The following is a 17,359-nucleotide window of genomic DNA, read 5'->3' as shown; positions in this document are numbered from 1 at the left end:
GTGAACATGATACGGGGTTCAAGTTTTTAGCGGCCACAGGAGCGCTTATTCACGCAAAAGCAACTCTATTCCTAGCGATATATGATGATTAACGGCTCCTGTGTCCTCCAACGTTCCAAAACGCTAGCAATGTTCACAGATAACGGATTTCATGGCCGCTTACTTCGCATAAACAACAAAATCGCTTTTCTCATAGTCCCCCAAACCCCTAATTCATTTTAAGAATGTATTAGAGCAATGTTATACACAAGTCGACTATTTTATATTTCCCTACACAATAAAGAAAAACGCGGAGCGTCTTTTCGTTTCAAGTGAAGTGCGGAGACCTGCCCGCCTTCGCTCTTCTAGAATAACCTTTCAATTCTTCACTGCTATACGAAAACTTTTGTACTTTCTTATTTTTTAAAAAATAAAAAGGTGAATGAAAAGACTTTCGCCTTTTCATTCACCTCATAATCTCGCTTATTTTCGCCCATACACTCGATCCATAAAATATGTTGGTTCTCCTGTTTCTTCATCAATGGTATATGGAATCGAAAAAACAGGAACAAAATAAGATTGCTCTACTAATATGTCTCGAATATCATCCCCATACTCATACAAATGATCTTCATCTTGTAATAGCGCCATATTTAAATCAATCGAGTAGTCCAATAACACTTGCCCACTATTATCGATAAGTAAAGGCAAATAATTATTAAAATATGGGCTACGCACGCGAGGTGGCTCTTTATATCCTAACTCATCAAACCGTAACGTAAACAACCCTGTATCCACCATTTCTCCAATCGGTGCAAGCTCATTTTTTCTCATATATTGATTTAACCTCGTTTGTAATTCACGAACATCATTCATTACGGTTAAATCAATTAATTTCACTTCAGGTGCTTCGTCTACATTAACTAAAACATATTGGAAAACACCACCGTTTTCAAACGAGTTTCCAGGTGGTGATTGGATATACCTCGGGACAAGCAAACTAAAATCAACCGGATATTTTTGATAGATTGGTGTTTCCGCATCCCTTGTTTTTATCGGTAACACACCTGTATCCACCTGATATTGATTCACCGCTTGTTGAACAGATTGAATTTGGTCAGGGTAAGGGATTTGATTTTCAGCACGCTGGTCTGATGGGTATAAGCAACCTGATAAGAAAAATAGCATGATAACACTAAAACTCATTTTCGCTGCTTTACTCATATTATCAACTCACATTTACATTATAGTATTTAGCCTATAGCTGTCGGTCCACCTATAACAATGACTGCAACTATTAATCCTGATACAACAAGGCAAACAAAAGCAATCGTTAACCCTATCCCTTTAAATATCCCTTTTAATTTTTCACGGCTGTATATAGCAGTAACTGCAGATACGAACATTAAAAATAATCCGATAAATGAAATCCACATATTCATCATTGCTTGAGACATTATTTATTCCTCCCTTTGCCACATCATATTATACCATAATCTATTTAACAAAATAGGACAAGAGCTTGTCCAAAACTTGAAAATTTCATTTTTCTAACATAACAACGGTTTATAACAATATAGAAAAAGAAAAAAGTTGGAGATTGGGGCACACTCCAACTTTGACTAAATACGATTCCTTCGCCAACCCTAAAGATTAGTTTTCGTACAGTACAGTATATGTTATTAAATCTAGTCTGCATAAGCTAATTGCCTAGTCGTACGATTATTTTTTAAACATTTTAGAAAGAGATGCGAAATCCATTGGCATTTTATTATTAACGATAGCTTCAACGATTTGATCTTCTTTTTCTTTAGGTACTTCTTTATTGGCAAGCTGTGCAACTTGGGCGATTAATTGTCTTACCGTTGCTTCATCTTGTAAATTCGCATTGCTTACAGAGTTAGCTAAGTTGAACAGATCTTCCTGTTTTACATTTGTCTTCTTTTCGAGATTATCGAAAAAATTGTTATTCACGTAAAGTCCTCCCCTATTGTTGGTGTCACAATATCGTATGCAACATAGAGGACTTTGTGCAAAACATCAAAATGAAAATTACAATTAGCTTATAATGGAGCCGAAAAATTGAGATAAATCTTCAACTTCATGTTTTTTCCCTCGACCCATCAGCTCTTCTACAGCCAGTTTAGGATTTTTCTTTTCAAAAACAACAGAATAAATGGCTTGGGTGATCGGCATTTCCACATTTTCTTGTTTTGCTAAGAAATAGGCTGCTTCCGTTGTCCGAATTCCTTCAACAACCATCCCCATCGTTTCCAATACCTCTTCCACTGATTTTCCTTGACCTAATAAATGACCTGCTCTCCAATTCCGACTATGAATACTTGTACATGTTACAATTAAATCACCTAATCCAGAAAGTCCCGCGAAAGTTAACGGATTCGCTCCTAATTTCACACCTAGCCGAGCTATTTCCGCTAACCCTCTTGTCATTAAAGCCGCTTTTGCGTTATCGCCATAACCTAATCCAACAATTAGGCCCGCACCAAGTGCAATAATATTTTTTAACGCCCCACCGAGCTCAACACCGATTAAATCTGAATTTGTATATACTCGAAAATGTTGATTTATAAATAAGTCTTGCACCTTTTCGGCGGCATCTAAGTGATAAGACGAAACAGTTACCGTCGTTGGTTGCCTTGTGCTCACTTCTTCTGCATGACTAGGGCCAGATAACGTTAATACAGCTTTTACTTTATTTTCATCCATCTCTTCTTCTATCATTTCAGATATGCGTTTTGAGCTTCCTGGTTCAATGCCTTTACTTGCGTGAACTATCGTTATCGGCTTTGTGCTCACTTGACTAATTTCCTTTACAGTTTCACGAATCGCTTTCGTAGGAACAACGAGTAGTACAGTCTCAACCTCATGAAGGACTTCCTGTAGATTTGTATAGCCAACAATGTTTTTTGGCAATGTAATATTCGGTAAATATTGATGGTTTGTATGATTTTCATTGATTTCTGTCATTTGCTGCTCACGCCGTCCCCATAACCGAACATGATGACCGTTATCTGCCAATACAATCGAAAGGGCTGTTCCCCAACTCCCTGCTCCGATTACAGCGATGTTTGCCATTTATACAACATTCCTTTCCTTTGAACAACCTTGCCATCCTATGCCTTTTTTTGACCAAGTTTGCTTTCTTTCCCTTGAACAAGGCGAGAAATATTTGCTCGGTGTCTCCAAAATGATAGCACAGTGACAACCCAAGCCAAATAAAAATAGGACATAGGATAATCATATGTATTTTTCAACAAAATAATGGCAATCGTTGTAGTTAACATAAATAAAAGTGACCCAAGTGAAACAAATCTTGTAATTGCAATCGTTGCGATCGCAACACCACCTCCGATTAATGCAGGAATAAAGGCTAAAGATGCAAGAGCACCAATCGTAGTCGCAACACCTTTCCCACCCCGAAAGCCGTAATAAACAGGCCAGTTATGTCCAAGTATCGCTGCCAAACCAGCTAAAGCAGGCACAAGTCCTGGGCCTGTTATAGCCACCGTAACAAGGACAGCTGCAACCCCTTTTGCCACATCTAAGAGCAGAACAGTAATTGCTGGTCCAACCCCTAACACACGCAACGTGTTTGTTGCACCAGCATTGCCACTTCCATGCTCTCGGATATCAACCTTTTTAATTTTTTTTGCGATGATATAACTAAAACTTAGAGACCCTACTAAATACGAAGCAATAATTGCTATTACTGGAACAAAAATTTCCATAGTCCTCTCCCTTACGTCCGTTATTCATTTTTTCTTCTAGCAAAGATTTTAATAGGTGTTCCTTCAAAGTCAAACGTTGCCCGTAGTCTATTTTCTAAAAAACGCTCATATGAAAAGTGCATTAATTCTGGCTCGTTTACGAAGAAAACGAATGTAGGAGGCCCAACAGCCACTTGAGTTACATAATTAATTTTTAATCGTCTTCCATTGTCAGTTGGAGTCGGATTCATCGCTACCGCGTCCATAATCATGTCATTTAAAACACTCGTTGATACTCGCAAATTATGATTCTCTGAGACTTTTTTAACAGTTGGTAATACATGTTGTAATCTTTGCTTTGTTTTTGCTGACGTAAATAAAATCGGTGCATACGTTAAAAACAAAAAGTGATCCCGAATTTTTTGTTCGAATTCTTTCATCGTTTTATCATCTTTTTCAATGGCATCCCATTTGTTTACAACGATAATAACAGCACGACCAGCTTCATGCGCATACCCTGCTATTTTTTTATCTTGTTCAATAATTCCTTCTTCTGCATTTAAAACAACTAAGACGACATCTGAACGTTCGATTGCTTTTAAGGAACGAAGCACACTATACTTTTCGGTACTTTCATATACTTTTCCTCTTTTTCTCATCCCGGCAGTATCAATTAATACATATTCTTGTTCGTCTCTTGAAAACGGCGTGTCAATCGCATCCCTAGTCGTACCAGGAATATTGCTCACAATCACCCGTTCTTCACCTAACATCGCATTGACTAAAGAGGATTTTCCAACATTTGGTCGACCAATAAGCGAGATCCGAATCGTATCTTCATCATAACCCTCATCAATGTCGTCAGGAAAATGTTTAATCACTTCATCCAATAAATCACCTAACCCTAAACCATGTGTTCCAGAAATCGGGTACGGTTCGCCAATTCCTAAAGAGTAAAACTCATATAAGTCTTCTCGCATTTCTGGATTATCAATTTTATTTACACCTAATACAAGTGGTTTTTTCGAACGAAATAGTATTTTAGCAACTTCTTGGTCCGCATTTGTCACACCTTCACGACCATTTACCATAAAGATGATGACGTCCGCTTCTTTTATCGCTAACTCTGCCTGTTCTCTCATTTGATTCAGTAAAGGTTCGTCACCAATTTCAATTCCGCCTGTATCAATTAAATTAAATTCTTTATTTAACCATTCTGCTGAACTATATAATCGGTCTCTTGTCACACCTGGGACGTCTTCAACGATCGCCACTCTTTCTCCTACAATTCGATTAAAGATCGTTGATTTACCAACATTTGGTCTCCCAACAATCGCTACAACTGGTTTTGGCATTTCGTCACTACCTTTCAATTTTTAAAACCCTGTTTCAATTTGGTAACATAACTAATATATTCTAACAAAAACAACGAACTTCGACAATATGTCGACCTTATTTGATTACACGCCCACTTCTCGCTGTGATTTTTCCAATACTTTCTTGGACACCATTTCAGTTAATACCTCAAAGGAATACCAAATAAATAACAGAAAAATTGTGACAACGAAAGCATCAAAAAACAGTAAGTGTCCAATTGTTTGCTCAACATAAATCGTTTGCAAAAAATGTGTTATGACAATTTCACCTTGGCACGCGCCTACAATAAATACAGGAATGCGCTTAGTTCGATCAGATACTAGCGCTAATACAAGTGCTGAATATAATAAACCAAGCATCCACGACCGATCAAACAAAATGATAACAGGGTCAAATATTTCGAATAATTGGAATGATATTCCAGCAAACGCGAGAATTAAACTAACAACTAAAAAATAAAATTGATTTCTTAAACGGACCGATGTTAATAACACATATCCAATCAGTAGACAAAGAATAAAACCAACAGATATAGAATGCCCGAAAACTTGGATTTCTAAAGAAGCTAAAATAAGTAAACATAAGATCAATACACTATACGTTGTTCTTTTTTTTCCTTTTTCCATAAAAAAATAAACACCGATCCAAAACATCCAACAAAACCAATAAAATAAAGCACCCTCCATAATATCACCTCGACGTTACCATTATTGTCGGATTTTCAGCTTATAATCACGTTTTTTGGAAATGAGTGCATCAATAATTCGTAAAAGGATAATACTACTGTGCAAAAAGGAGGGAATCCAATGGGTAAAGACCGTCAAGAACGAAAACTGAGAAAAGAAGGTCATGTCGAATTAGATCGTGACCAAAACTTAAAATACGGTGGAGCAACAAAATTAGAAGGACCTGAAGACGCAAGAAAACGTCAACGATAAGAAAAACGCGGAGCGTCTTTTTGTTTCAAAGCTTCATTGCTATACCAAAAATTTTTCTTATCTTTTAAATAAAAATAGGGAATCATCGGTCTAAAACGAGACCATTTGATTCCCTTTCCCATTCGATTTTATTTCTCACTATACCCTTTTGGATCGCATCCTCTTTGTTCCAACCAATGATATGTGTTTCCACTAATGACGAGAGGTGTTTGCTGTAAACTCGTAATATTAGGACAACCTAATGCTGTCATAAGGATTTTCATATCGTCTAATAGTTCAATAATCGCTTCAAGAAGACCCTCCTGCCCTGACTGAAGTAGAATTTGTAAAAAATACCCAGCGAAACCTAACGCAGAGGCTCCTAGTGCTAAAGACTTCACTCCGTCTAAACTATTTGTAAGTCCGCCTGAAGCAATAACAGAAAGATCCGGTTGACTTTTTTTCACTTCAACAATGGAAGCTGTTGTCGTAATTCCCCACTCGTTAAAATAGTCGAGTTGTTTTTTTCTTCGTAAATTTTCAATTTTTGAAAAATTCGTTCCACCGAATCCACCGACATCTACAACCGTAACACCGACATTAGCTAATTGTGTAGCGGCTTCTTTACTCATGCCAAACCCGACTTCTTTTACGATGACAGGTACATCACTTTCTTTTACAATCGCTTCAATTCGTTGTAACGCATTCGTAAATGTGCGGTCTCCTTCTGGCATAACAAGTTCTTGGACGACATTTAAATGAATTTGGAGTGCGTTTGCCTCAATCATCTGAACAGCTCGTTTTGCTTGGTCTACTGTTGCCTCACTTCCAAGATTGGCAATGAGCGTTCCTTTTGGATTAGACTTCCGCACTATTTTATATGTTTCTTGTTCTTTTTCATCTTTTATAGCCGCCATTTGTGAACCTACCGCCATCGCAATCTTCGCTTCGTTTGCGACTTCTGCTAACTGTTGGTTAATATTCTTTGTTTTCTCTCCACCGCCACCTGTCATTGCATTGATAAAAATCGGCGAACATAAAGGGAGTTCGCCGATTTCGGTAGTCATATCGATACAATGATAATCACTGTTTGGCAGGCTTTGGTGAACAAATTGGATATCCTCAAACCCATGATTTCCTTTTTGTCCTGTTGTTATCGCATGATGAATATGTTCTTGTTTACGAATTGCCCTGCTCAATAGGGATCACCTACGATTTATATTTTTTTAATTGATCACCAATCATATCACCAAGAGAAAAACCACTATGTTCATCGTCTCTTTGATATTCTTGATGATTATTGTCTTCATAAGTATCTTCTTCTAATGCACGAATACTTAATGATATCCGTTTTTCGTCCACATTTAAATCTAACACTTTCGCTTCTACGACTTGACCTTCTTTTAATACTTCACCTGGCGTACCAATATGTCGATTTGCGATTTGTGAAATATGAACTAACCCTTCCACCCCAGGAGCCACTTCAATAAAAGCACCAAACGAAACAAGTCGTTTAACTTCTCCAGAAACAACATCTCCAACTTTCACTGTTTGGGCTAATGTATCCCATGGTCCTGGTAATGTATCTTTAATCGATAGCGAAATTCGTTCATTCTCAACATCGACAGAAAGAATTTTCACTTTCACATTCTCCCCTTCGCTCACTACATCAGCAGGAGTATCAACATGTTGGTGTGAAAGCTGAGAAATATGTACAAGACCATCTACACCACCAACATCGACAAATGCACCAAAATCAGTTAATCGTTGAACCGTTCCTTCAACAATGTCACCTTCTTTAATTTCTGTAAGCACTTGTTTTTTCTTTTTGTTATCTTCTTCATCAAGAACGGCACGTTGTGAAAGAATTAGTTTATTATTACTTTGGTCGATTTCCGCTACTTTTAAGCGAAGTGTTCGTCCTTTATAATCAGAAAAATCTTCGACAAAATGACGTTCAACAAGAGACGCTGGGATAAAGCCACGAACACCAACATCCACAACCAATCCACCTTTTACCACTTCTGCCACTTCCGCTTCAATCGTTTGTCCACTCTCAAATTGTTCTTGTAATGTTTGCCATGCTTTTTCCGCAACAACGGCTTTTTTTGAAAGTACAAGTTCAACGTCTTCAACTTTGGTTACTTTCAATTCAACTTCATCATCAACTTGTAATACATCACTTACTTTTTCAACATGAAGACTGGATAGCTCACTTATGGGAATGATTCCGTCTACTTTGAAGCCTACATCGACAAAAGCTTGTTTATCCTCTACCTTTGTAATCTTTCCTGTTACGACATCCCCTACTTGAAAGGATTTCATTTCATGATTATTTTCTTCAACCATTGACGTTACCTCCTTCAATTCCTGCTTATTTGCAGAACCATCTTCCTCGAAAATTTTTTATAAACACTTTCACGTTGGTGAAAGAAATTTAACTGTAAGATTTTAGTTTGATTGATGTTGTTCTAATAATATACGAATCTCATTCATAATCGTTGCTGTTGTTTCCTCAACTGATACCTTTTCTTCTTTTAACGGTGTCATATTAATCGGTTTTCCATACACGAGTGTAAGTGGTTTAAAAAGCTTGTACGGGCCAACAATGGCACATGGGATAACAGATGCTTCTGTACGGAGAGCAAAAAATCCTGCTCCTGCTAAACCTTTTTGCAATTTTCCATCTTTACTTCTTGTTCCCTCTGGAAATAAACCTATCATGTTTCCTTCTTTGAGCAATGTCATTGCCGTTCGCATCGCTTGTTTATCACTCATACCACGACGAACAGGAAATGCACCAAGGATAGGTAGAATTGTTTTTAAAACCGGAACGGTAAATAATTCTTGTTTTGCCATATAACATATATTTCGTTTAATATATGCCCCTAAAAAAGGGGGATCAAGATTACTAATGTGGTTGCAACAAAGCAAAACTGGACCTGATTCCGGTATATTTTCTTTTCCAATCACACGCACTTTATAAAAGGTTGATAAATAAAGGCGGCTAACAAATTGACCAAAACGATATAATTTCATTCCTTTATACCCTTTCATTCACTAATTCTAGTATATGTGTTACAACCTCATCAATTGTTAATGTAGTTGTATTTATTTCAATGGCATCTTCTGCTTTTTGCAGAGGCGCAACCTCTCTACTAGAATCTAACTCATCTCGTGTTGCAATTTCTTGTTTTAATGTTTCTATATCAGAAGGAAGACCTTTTTCAATATTTTGCTCATGTCTTCGCTTTGCACGTTCATCAACTGAAGCGGTTAAAAACACTTTCACTTCTGCATTCGGCAATACATGAGTACCAATATCTCGTCCATCTAAAACAGCTCCACCTTCTTTTGCCATTTCTCGTTGCATGTTTAACATGCTCATTCGAATCGCTCGATGTTTTGCTACAGTGGAAACGAGGTTTGTTACTTCTGATGAACGAATTGCTTCTGTCACATTTTCATCATTTACAAAGACATATGTCCCTTCTTCAGACACTTTTAACTGAATCTGAATTGTATCTAACAACTGACTTAGCAGTAGCTCGTTTTCAAGATTAATCCCTTGTTTTATAGCAAAATATGTTAAGGCTCGGTACATCGCCCCAGTATCTATGTATAAATACGATAGGTGGTCAGCTACTCGTTTCGCTACTGTGCTTTTCCCTGCTCCAGCTGGCCCATCAATCGCTATGTTTATTCTTTTTTTCATAATACACCCCTAAACTATCATCACATAATCATCAATAAATATGATACCATAATCATTTTACATGGTCTAATTAAAGACCTTTTCGATGAAGTAAAGCTTGCCTTTCAAAACAGTAGCGTACGACTCTTTGCCTGTCTCGCTCATGAATCGAGGAGAACTCTAGTGATGCTCTTTCCCTCGTTTCATCTAATTTTTGAAAAACCCGAATTATATTGCATGTTGCACGAATATAAAAGATTTCGCCTGATTTCATATGAAGAACAAACCAGCAAATCACTTCTCCTTGGTCTGGTAAGTTTTTTCCTGGTGGTACGCTAATTGCAATTCCGCCCCCACTTAAATCAAGACTTAATGTAGTAAACGGTTCAAATGCGCCATCTGGACTGTGAACAGCGACATCGACACCTGTATCCACTCGCACATAATTTCGACGTTGAATCCGACTATACTTTTCTTTTCCTGGGTCATGCAAAATAAAAACAGGGATATTTTCTGCTCGTCTTTCTTCTAATTTTGTTTCAAACGAATATACCGCTTTGTCCTTTCCTACAAACCATCCGTAAAACTCTGTCCCAATATAAAATAATCCTGGTTTATTTGTTTCAATATGAATCGGATGATCTATGATGAGCTTGTCCCCTTTACGGTCAACAAGTCGACATTTATATTCTTCATGTTCATGCTCAGAAGAATTTTTTAATTGAAGATGAATCGTTGCTCCAATCTCGATCAATGGTCATTTTCCTCCCATATTCCCATAAATAGGGTCACTTCCATTTCCCAGTGTTTTTCAAGGAAAGGAATATTTTTATTATACTATTATTATGGCACGAATTGAGAAAAAGAAGAAGCGTATTTGCCTCTTCTTTTTAAAAAAATTATCCAATTTGATAAACGGGCTGTGGCTCCTGTAATTTCTCGACAATTTCTTCTTCTCCATCTTCTGCATTAATAAAAATTCTAAATGTATCTTCTCCTAATACACCGTAAAATTCATAACACAGAACTTCTTCCCCTATTTCATTACGAATAATCGCGATATGGTCTTCCATCACTTCTAGTCGTGGATTTAACCGTTCCATCGCTTCTTCCATTGTAATTTCCGGCTCAATATTTTCTCGTTCATCATGATGATTAATTAAATAATCCATTGCTTCATATGCGATGACATCACCATCGTCAAGAGCAACCTCAACAACAATGGAATCTGCGTATACTCTAACATTTTCTTGAACATAGGCAAACTCAAATGCACCAATTGAATCATATTGAGCACTGTCGACAATTTGCATGCCGTCAATTCCATTTTGTTCTAAAAATTCTTTCGCTCGTTCACCAGCTTCATTTAAACTAATATTTTGTTCTGAAATTTGACGGTCTTGTAAAAACCAAATTGGATGCCCACCCTTTCTAGTCATCCCCATATAAAAATGAGTTTCATGGTTCGGATCATCAATCGTAAAATTATAAGCTTTATAAGCTAACCCATTTCCTGTTTCTGCAGTTGAAACTTCGACTTCTCCGTTCACTCCGATAAAATCGAGCGCTTTTTGTTTTGCTTCTGTTTCAGAAATTTCAGGTCCGTTTAAACGCTCCTGTAAACGCTCAGACTCGTTCACATTCATTTGTGAAAATCCAGCACCCCATTGAGTTTCACTGTACCCTTTTACAGTTTCATTCACGATTTCAAACCCATTAATGACAGCATTGTCTAAAGGCTCACCTTGTGCAGCGGCCAATTCCATATCGATATCTAACCAGCGTAAATCATTTTGAAGTAATGTTGCTTGTGCTCTTCGTAATTCCTGCTGGATTTCTTTTGAGCATTCGTATAACTCTTCCATTAGCTCGTATTCCTCATCAGTAATAGGATCTTTGTCTAAATCTCGTACAGCCGTTTTATAACTGAATCGACCAACATCATATAAGAATTTTTCTGTTTCACTTAAAGGCAACAACCCTAACGGAAGTTCACCTAACTGACTTTGAGCTAACGATGTCACGCGCCATACATCAGCTAATTTAGGCGATAATGTCTGCCTTGTGTTCATCGCTAACACCGTACCAAGGTCTTCTTCTAACTGATCAACATGATAAACTAAGTTATGAAAAGCACGTTGATAGTTATTTTCTGCTTGTATGGACAATAGTTGTGCTTGTTGCTGTTCATTATATCCCCATATTCCTGTTGCTACGATTCCAATTGCGAGTACTCCTATAATAATTGAACGTATCATCTAATTGTCACCTCCACAAATTTAGTTACAGAATATATGTTTTCCAATGCGTTTGATTTGTGGTCTTGTCCAAATCCAACCTGAAGTCGCTGTATCTGGATTGAAGTAGTATGTTGCTCCACCAGACGGGTCTTGGCCGTTTAGTGCATCAAGGACGGCTCTTCTTGCATTATCATCTGCACCTAAGTTAATTTGTCCATCGGCTACCGCTGTAAATGCTCTTGGCTCGTAAATAACACCAGGAACTGTATTTGGAAAGGTCGGACTATTAATTCGGTTTAAAATTACTGCTGCGATCGCCACTTGACCAATATAAGGTTCTCCTCTTGCTTCACCATAAACAGCTTGAGCCATCAGCTGTAAATCTGCGTCTGAAAATCCACTAGGGACATTCATTGCTTTTTGTGCATTAATCTCGTTGCCTTGTTCTTCTGGTTGTTCCTCATATGGAACAGGCTCCTCTGTTGTTGCTTGTTGTTGCTGGCCTTGTTGTTCTTGTGCTTGCTGTTGGGCTTGCTGTTGCTGACCTTGTTGTTCTTGTGCTTGCTGTTGGGCTTGCTGCTGCTGACCTTGTTGCTCTTGTGCTTGTTGTTGGTCTTGTTGTTGCTGGCCTTGTTGTTCTTGTGCTTGTTGTTGGTCTTGCTGTTGCTGACCTTGTTGGCCTTTGTCAGTGGCAGAACCCTTTTCCCCTTTTTGAATATGAAGTGGGGTATTCCCGTAATGCGTAAATTTCCTTCCTTCTCGGAGTGCTTTATGAACAAATTCTTTATCATAATTTGTTGCACGTTCTAACATGTCTTTCATTTTCGGGCCGACTAAACCGTCAACATCTAACCCAAATTGTTCTTGGAAATTACGTACAGCCCAATATGTGCTCCATCCAAACACACCATCAATTGTTCCATTATAATAACCGTTATACTGCAGTCTTGCTTGAAGCTCTACAACATCATCGCCTGTAGCTCCACGTTGAATAATTTGATCAGAAAATGCAAAGGCTGAGTTCCCTGCCGTACTCGTTATCATTAAGATTGTAATGATAACAATAAGGGGGTATTTCATCTGTTTCATCAAACCAGTCATGTTGTTATAAACCTCCTTACGAATTTTCATGATTCATTGACAAGACCATTTCGTATGGATAGTGTTTGTTAATGATCAAATTTTATACAATTTCGGTTAAATCCTAGTTACTTTCCCTTAGAAAATAATTTAAATAAAAGCAAAAAGTTGTGTTCTAACCTATCCTTATCCTTTATATCCTTTTTACTGAGGAGGGATGAATATGAGCAACAAAAAAAGATTAGAAAAACTCAATAATGAAGCTTATGAATTAATGGAGATAATGACGAACCCAAGAAAACAAGTGGACATGGACGCGGAGAAAGCACGATTAGCCATTGACAATCTGTCAAGAGCGGTAATGGCACTTATTGGAGAAATAAATGAGCATTCAATTAAACCTGATCGAATTGACTATATCGAGGAAAAAGTTGGGGATGCCCTATACTTAACAACAGGAAAGGAAAAAGTGTTTTAATAGTAATTAGTCCTGTCGGTATCTCATTTTTGCGGTCAGAGCATCCGTTATTTGTGAACAAGATATGGGTTTCCGTTTTTTAGCGGCCACAGGAGCGCTTATTCACGCAAAAGCCACTCTATTCCTAGCAATTTATTATGTTTAACTGCTCCTGTGTCCACCAATGTTCCAAAACACTAACAATGTTCACAGATAACGGTTTTCGTGGCCGCTTCCTTACCATAAACATTAGCGCTGTTACCCACAGGTCGACGTTTCCTAAACAATCAAAAAAACCTCCTCTCCGTTTTAAAAAACGTAAAGAAGGTTGAAAAATGAACAGATGGAATCATATTATAAATGTAAAGAAAGTTTTTTTACAAATACCAAGTTGTTTCACACCATTATCATTCATAAACAAATCTGAACCCCTTGATTTTTTAATACACGTTAAAATATCGGCCTTCCGGATGTGCAAAAACCATTGCTGTGACGGACGCTTCTGGTTCCATCATATATTCTTCGGTTAACTGAATGCCAATTTTCTCAGGCTGTAATAACGAGAATAATTTTGCTTGGTCTTCTAAATTCGGACACGCCGGATAGCCATATGACACACGAACACCTTGATATTTAGCAGAAAAGCGGTCTTGCATTGTAAAATCAACAGAGTCAGGGAAACCCCATTGGTCCCGCATTAATTGATGTGTCCGTTCAGCAAACCCTTCCGCAAGCTCTAGGGCAACTGCTTGGATTAAATGACTATATAAATAATCACCTTCATCTTTTGCAATTGTCGCTTTTTCGCGAACACCATGCCCTGCTGTGACTGCAAAAAATCCGACATAATCCATTTCACCTGAAGAAACTGGACGAAGATAATCAGCTAAACATAAAAATGGTGCTTTCTTTTGCCGAGGAAACGTAAACCGTTCAATTTCAGTTTGCTTATCTTCCGGATTATAAATAATAATATCATCCCCGTCTGCTTGTGCAGGGAAAAATTGATACATCGCATGAGCTTCTAATAAATCTTCTTGTTTTGCTTCCTTAAGCAACTCGTCAATTTTTTCTTTTAATTGAACTGCTTTTTCATTTCCTTCTTCTAATAATCGACTTACTTTCCCTTGTAAACCAAGGTGTTTACCCATTAACATTTGCAAATTAATGTATGGCTCTAAATGAGAAATTTTATATTGCCGTAAAATATGTGGTTGTAAATCTTTTGGTGTATAAACGGGTACGGTTGTCGATACATCTGACCGTACTGGAACAACCACATCCTGCCCTTCTGTTGTTTGAACTTCCTCTTCTGGGACAATGGCTGTTTTAGCAGCAATCATTTTATCGAGCTCTTCTTGTTTAACTAGTTTATTAGCAAGCTCTAACCCGTTCATCGCATCTTTTGCATATAACACAACACCATCATATTCTGGAGAAATTTTATTATCCGTAAACTTCCGTGTTAATGCAGCCCCTCCAACTAAAATCGGAATCGAGATGTTTTGCCCTTTTAAGTCTTGAGCTGTTAATACCATTTGTTGAGCTGACTTTACTAGTAATCCTGACAAGCCAATTGCATCAGGTTTTTCTCGTTTTACAGCTTCAATCAGTTCATTTGATGTCACTTTAATGCCTAAGTTCACAATTTTAAAACCGTTGTTACCTAAAATAATTTCAACGAGGTTTTTCCCAATATCATGAACATCCCCTTTAACCGTCGCTAAAATAATTTTTCCTTTACCGTTGTCATCTTCTTTTTTCTCCATATATGGCTCTAAAAAGGCAACAGACGCTTTCATCACTTCGGCACTTTGTAATACTTCTGCAACAATCAACTCATTATTATTAAACAAACGTCCGACTTCATCCATCCCTACCATAAGGGGACCATTAATAATTTGTAATGGGTCTTGGAATTTTTCTAAGGCCAGCTTCAAATCTTCCACTAACCCTTCTTTTGTTCCTTCTACGATATAGGTCGCTAGTCGCTCTTCTAAAGGAAGATTGGATGTTTCTACTTTCTTTTCTGCTTTTTTCCCACGGTAAAACGCTGTAAATTCAGCAAGTGTTTCATCATTTGTTTCAAATAACAATTTATCTGATAACAGCTTTTCATTCGCTGGAATAGAGGCATACCGTTCTAGCTTTTCTGTGTTAACGATCGCATAGTCTAGCCCTGCTTGCGTACAGTGGTATAAATAAACCGCATTTAATACTTCACGCCCGACAGGAGGTAAACCAAAGGAGACATTACTTACACCAAGAATCGTTAAACATTCAGGTAACGCTTCTTTAATCAACCTAATCCCTTCGACTGTGGCATTTGCTGAACCTATATATTGTTCATCACCAGTACCTACCGGGAATACTAATGGGTCAAAGATAATATCACTCGGTTTTAATTTATATTTATGAACTAATAAATCATACGAACGTTTGGCCACTTCTAGTTTTCTTTCCGCTGAAACCGCCATCCCCTTCTCATCAATCGTTCCAACGACAACAGCTGCTCCAAAGCGATGAATAAGTGGGACGATTTTTTCAAAACGTTCTTCTCCATCTTCTAAATTAATTGAATTAATAATCGCTTTTCCTTGAGAATACGTTAGCGCCTGCTCAATTACTTCTTCATCTGTTGAATCGATCATGAGAGGAACTTTCACTTTATTTACAACAAATTTCAAGAAATGTTCCATATCTTCTAACTCTTCTCGGTCCGGATCAGCTAGACAAACATCAATAACATGTGCCCCACGTTTCACTTGAGCCCTTGCAATTTCAGATGCTTCTTCATATTTCCCTTCCGCAATTAATCGTTTGAATTTGCGGGATCCAATGACATTTGTTCGTTCTCCTACAAATAAAGGACGCATACTATCATCATAAATTAATGGTTCAATCCCTGATACCGCATGGCTTCTTCGTTCATGTCGTTGTCTCGGCTTAAATCCTTTTACCGCTTCTTTAATCGCCGTAATATGGGCTGGTGTTGTCCCACAACACCCTCCAACTACATTTAACCAACCTTTTTCAGCAAAAGCGGCTAGCTTTTTCGCTAAAGATTCTGGTGATTCATGATAATGACCTTCCTCATCGGGTAACCCGGCATTAGGATAACAGCTGACGAAAGACGAAGCTAAATCAGATAACGAGCGCAAGTGATCTTGCATAAATTCTGGACCTGTCGCACAATTCAATCCGACTACAGTCGGGTGCATATGCTCTAACGATAAATAAAAGGCTTCAATATTTTGACCAGCTAGCGTTGTTCCCATCGGTTCAATCGTTCCAGAAACGATAATTGGCATTTTAATGTTTAAATCTGAAAATACTTTTTCAATCCCTAAGTATGCCGCTTTGACATTTCTCATGTCTTGACTTGTTTCTAATAGAAGCAAGTCAACGCCACCTTTAATTAATCCACGTACTTGTTGTTCGTATGCCTCTACTAGTTTTTCAAATGTAACGCCACCAGTAACAGATAATGATTTTGTCGTTGGGCCCATCGCACCCGCAACAAATCTTGGCCATTCCTCAGTTGAAAATTCTAAGGCTGCTTTTTTGGCCAATTGGGCCGCTTTAACATTAAGTTCTTCCGCTAAATGTTGTAAATCATAATCTTCCAATACGATATCCGTTGCCCCAAATGTATTCGTTTCAAGAATATCGGCTCCTGCTTCTAAATACGCACGATGGATATGTTCAATGACTTGTGGAGCGGTAATATTTAAATATTCATTACAACCTTCATACTCTTCACCGCCAAAATCATCGGCAGTTAAATCGGCTTGTTGTAGCATTGTCCCCATCGCACCGTCTATTAGTAAAATTCGCTTTTCTAAGTGTTGTTCAAACAAAGATTTTGCCATCATTAACCTTTCCTT

Annotated in this window: 17 protein-coding genes; 2 read left to right on the top strand and 15 right to left on the bottom strand. The window is 37.8% G+C overall.

Annotation, left to right across the window (positions count from 1 at the left end):
- Positions 1 to 462: 462 nt before the first annotated feature.
- From T323_RS0109280 to T323_RS0109250, 7 genes are all read right to left on the bottom strand, one after another.
- Positions 463 to 1,203, bottom strand: coding sequence for a YphF family lipoprotein (locus tag T323_RS0109280; protein ID WP_026673032.1), 741 nt, complete (start codon positions 1,201 to 1,203; stop codon positions 463 to 465).
- Between the two features lie 29 nt (positions 1,204 to 1,232).
- A complete protein-coding gene (locus tag T323_RS0109275) occupies positions 1,233 to 1,436 on the bottom strand; it encodes a DUF2768 domain-containing protein (protein WP_026673031.1) in 204 nt (67 codons plus the stop codon).
- Between the two features lie 265 nt (positions 1,437 to 1,701).
- A complete protein-coding gene (locus tag T323_RS0109270) occupies positions 1,702 to 1,953 on the bottom strand; it encodes a stage VI sporulation protein F (protein ID WP_026673030.1) in 252 nt (83 codons plus the stop codon).
- Between the two features lie 84 nt (positions 1,954 to 2,037).
- Complete coding sequence (locus tag T323_RS0109265; protein WP_026673029.1) at positions 2,038 to 3,075, bottom strand: NAD(P)H-dependent glycerol-3-phosphate dehydrogenase; 1,038 nt, start codon at positions 3,073 to 3,075, stop codon at positions 2,038 to 2,040.
- Between the two features lie 38 nt (positions 3,076 to 3,113).
- Entirely contained in the window at positions 3,114 to 3,728 is a 615-nt protein-coding gene (gene plsY, locus T323_RS0109260; RefSeq protein WP_026673028.1) for a glycerol-3-phosphate 1-O-acyltransferase PlsY, read from the bottom strand.
- 20 nt (positions 3,729 to 3,748) lie between these two features.
- A complete protein-coding gene (gene der, locus T323_RS0109255) occupies positions 3,749 to 5,062 on the bottom strand; it encodes a ribosome biogenesis GTPase Der (protein WP_026673027.1) in 1,314 nt (437 codons plus the stop codon).
- Between the two features lie 105 nt (positions 5,063 to 5,167).
- A complete protein-coding gene (locus T323_RS0109250; RefSeq protein ID WP_026673026.1) occupies positions 5,168 to 5,770 on the bottom strand; it encodes a YphA family membrane protein in 603 nt (200 codons plus the stop codon).
- A 120-nt stretch (positions 5,771 to 5,890) separates the two neighbouring features.
- On the opposite strand from T323_RS0109250, the gene T323_RS28355 reads away from it, so the two are divergent.
- Complete coding sequence (locus tag T323_RS28355; RefSeq protein ID WP_084309221.1) at positions 5,891 to 6,022, top strand: YpzI family protein; 132 nt, start codon at positions 5,891 to 5,893, stop codon at positions 6,020 to 6,022.
- Between the two features lie 128 nt (positions 6,023 to 6,150).
- On the opposite strand, the gene fni is transcribed toward T323_RS28355, so the two are convergent.
- The 7 genes from fni to sleB all read right to left on the bottom strand — a co-directional run bounded on the left by fni (position 6,151) and on the right by sleB (position 13,036).
- The gene (gene fni / locus T323_RS0109240) at positions 6,151 to 7,200 is read right to left on the bottom strand and encodes a type 2 isopentenyl-diphosphate Delta-isomerase (RefSeq protein WP_026673025.1); all 1,050 of its coding nucleotides are present in this window, start codon (positions 7,198 to 7,200) and stop codon (positions 6,151 to 6,153) included.
- 10 nt (positions 7,201 to 7,210) lie between these two features.
- Complete coding sequence (rpsA, locus tag T323_RS0109235) at positions 7,211 to 8,350, bottom strand: 30S ribosomal protein S1 (protein WP_026673024.1); 1,140 nt, start codon at positions 8,348 to 8,350, stop codon at positions 7,211 to 7,213.
- Between the two features lie 102 nt (positions 8,351 to 8,452).
- On the bottom strand, positions 8,453 to 9,040 hold the full coding sequence (locus T323_RS0109230) for a lysophospholipid acyltransferase family protein (RefSeq protein ID WP_026673023.1): 588 nt from the start codon (positions 9,038 to 9,040) through the stop codon (positions 8,453 to 8,455).
- Between the two features lie 4 nt (positions 9,041 to 9,044).
- On the bottom strand, positions 9,045 to 9,716 hold the full coding sequence (gene cmk, locus T323_RS0109225; protein ID WP_026673022.1) for a (d)CMP kinase: 672 nt from the start codon (positions 9,714 to 9,716) through the stop codon (positions 9,045 to 9,047).
- A 70-nt stretch (positions 9,717 to 9,786) separates the two neighbouring features.
- Positions 9,787 to 10,449, bottom strand: a complete 663-nt coding sequence (locus T323_RS0109220) for a flagellar brake protein (protein WP_026673021.1) — start codon at positions 10,447 to 10,449, stop codon at positions 9,787 to 9,789.
- 145 nt (positions 10,450 to 10,594) lie between these two features.
- Positions 10,595 to 11,953: a germination protein YpeB gene (gene ypeB / locus T323_RS0109215; RefSeq protein WP_026673020.1), complete on the bottom strand. Its 1,359-nt coding sequence runs from the start codon at positions 11,951 to 11,953 to the stop codon at positions 10,595 to 10,597.
- A 21-nt stretch (positions 11,954 to 11,974) separates the two neighbouring features.
- Positions 11,975 to 13,036: a spore cortex-lytic enzyme gene (sleB, locus tag T323_RS0109210; protein ID WP_084309220.1), complete on the bottom strand. Its 1,062-nt coding sequence runs from the start codon at positions 13,034 to 13,036 to the stop codon at positions 11,975 to 11,977.
- Positions 13,037 to 13,238: 202 nt separating this feature from the next.
- Here sleB and T323_RS0109205 point away from each other — a divergent pair, with 202 nt between their 5' ends.
- Positions 13,239 to 13,493, top strand: a complete 255-nt coding sequence (locus T323_RS0109205) for a hypothetical protein (protein ID WP_026673018.1) — start codon at positions 13,239 to 13,241, stop codon at positions 13,491 to 13,493.
- A 419-nt stretch (positions 13,494 to 13,912) separates the two neighbouring features.
- Here T323_RS0109205 and metH read toward each other — a convergent pair whose 3' ends face one another.
- Positions 13,913 to 17,344 (bottom strand): methionine synthase, encoded by a 3,432-nt coding sequence (gene metH, locus T323_RS0109195; protein WP_026673017.1) that lies wholly within the window; start codon positions 17,342 to 17,344, stop codon positions 13,913 to 13,915.
- Positions 17,345 to 17,359 lie beyond the last annotated feature (15 nt).

The sequence above is a fragment of the Alkalihalobacillus bogoriensis ATCC BAA-922 genome, assembly GCF_000621445.1.
GTDB lineage: Bacteria > Bacillota > Bacilli > Bacillales > Bacillaceae_F > Bacillus_AO > Bacillus_AO bogoriense.
Note: the sequence above shows the minus strand (reverse complement) of the source record. Positions and strands in the feature narration are given on the sequence as shown.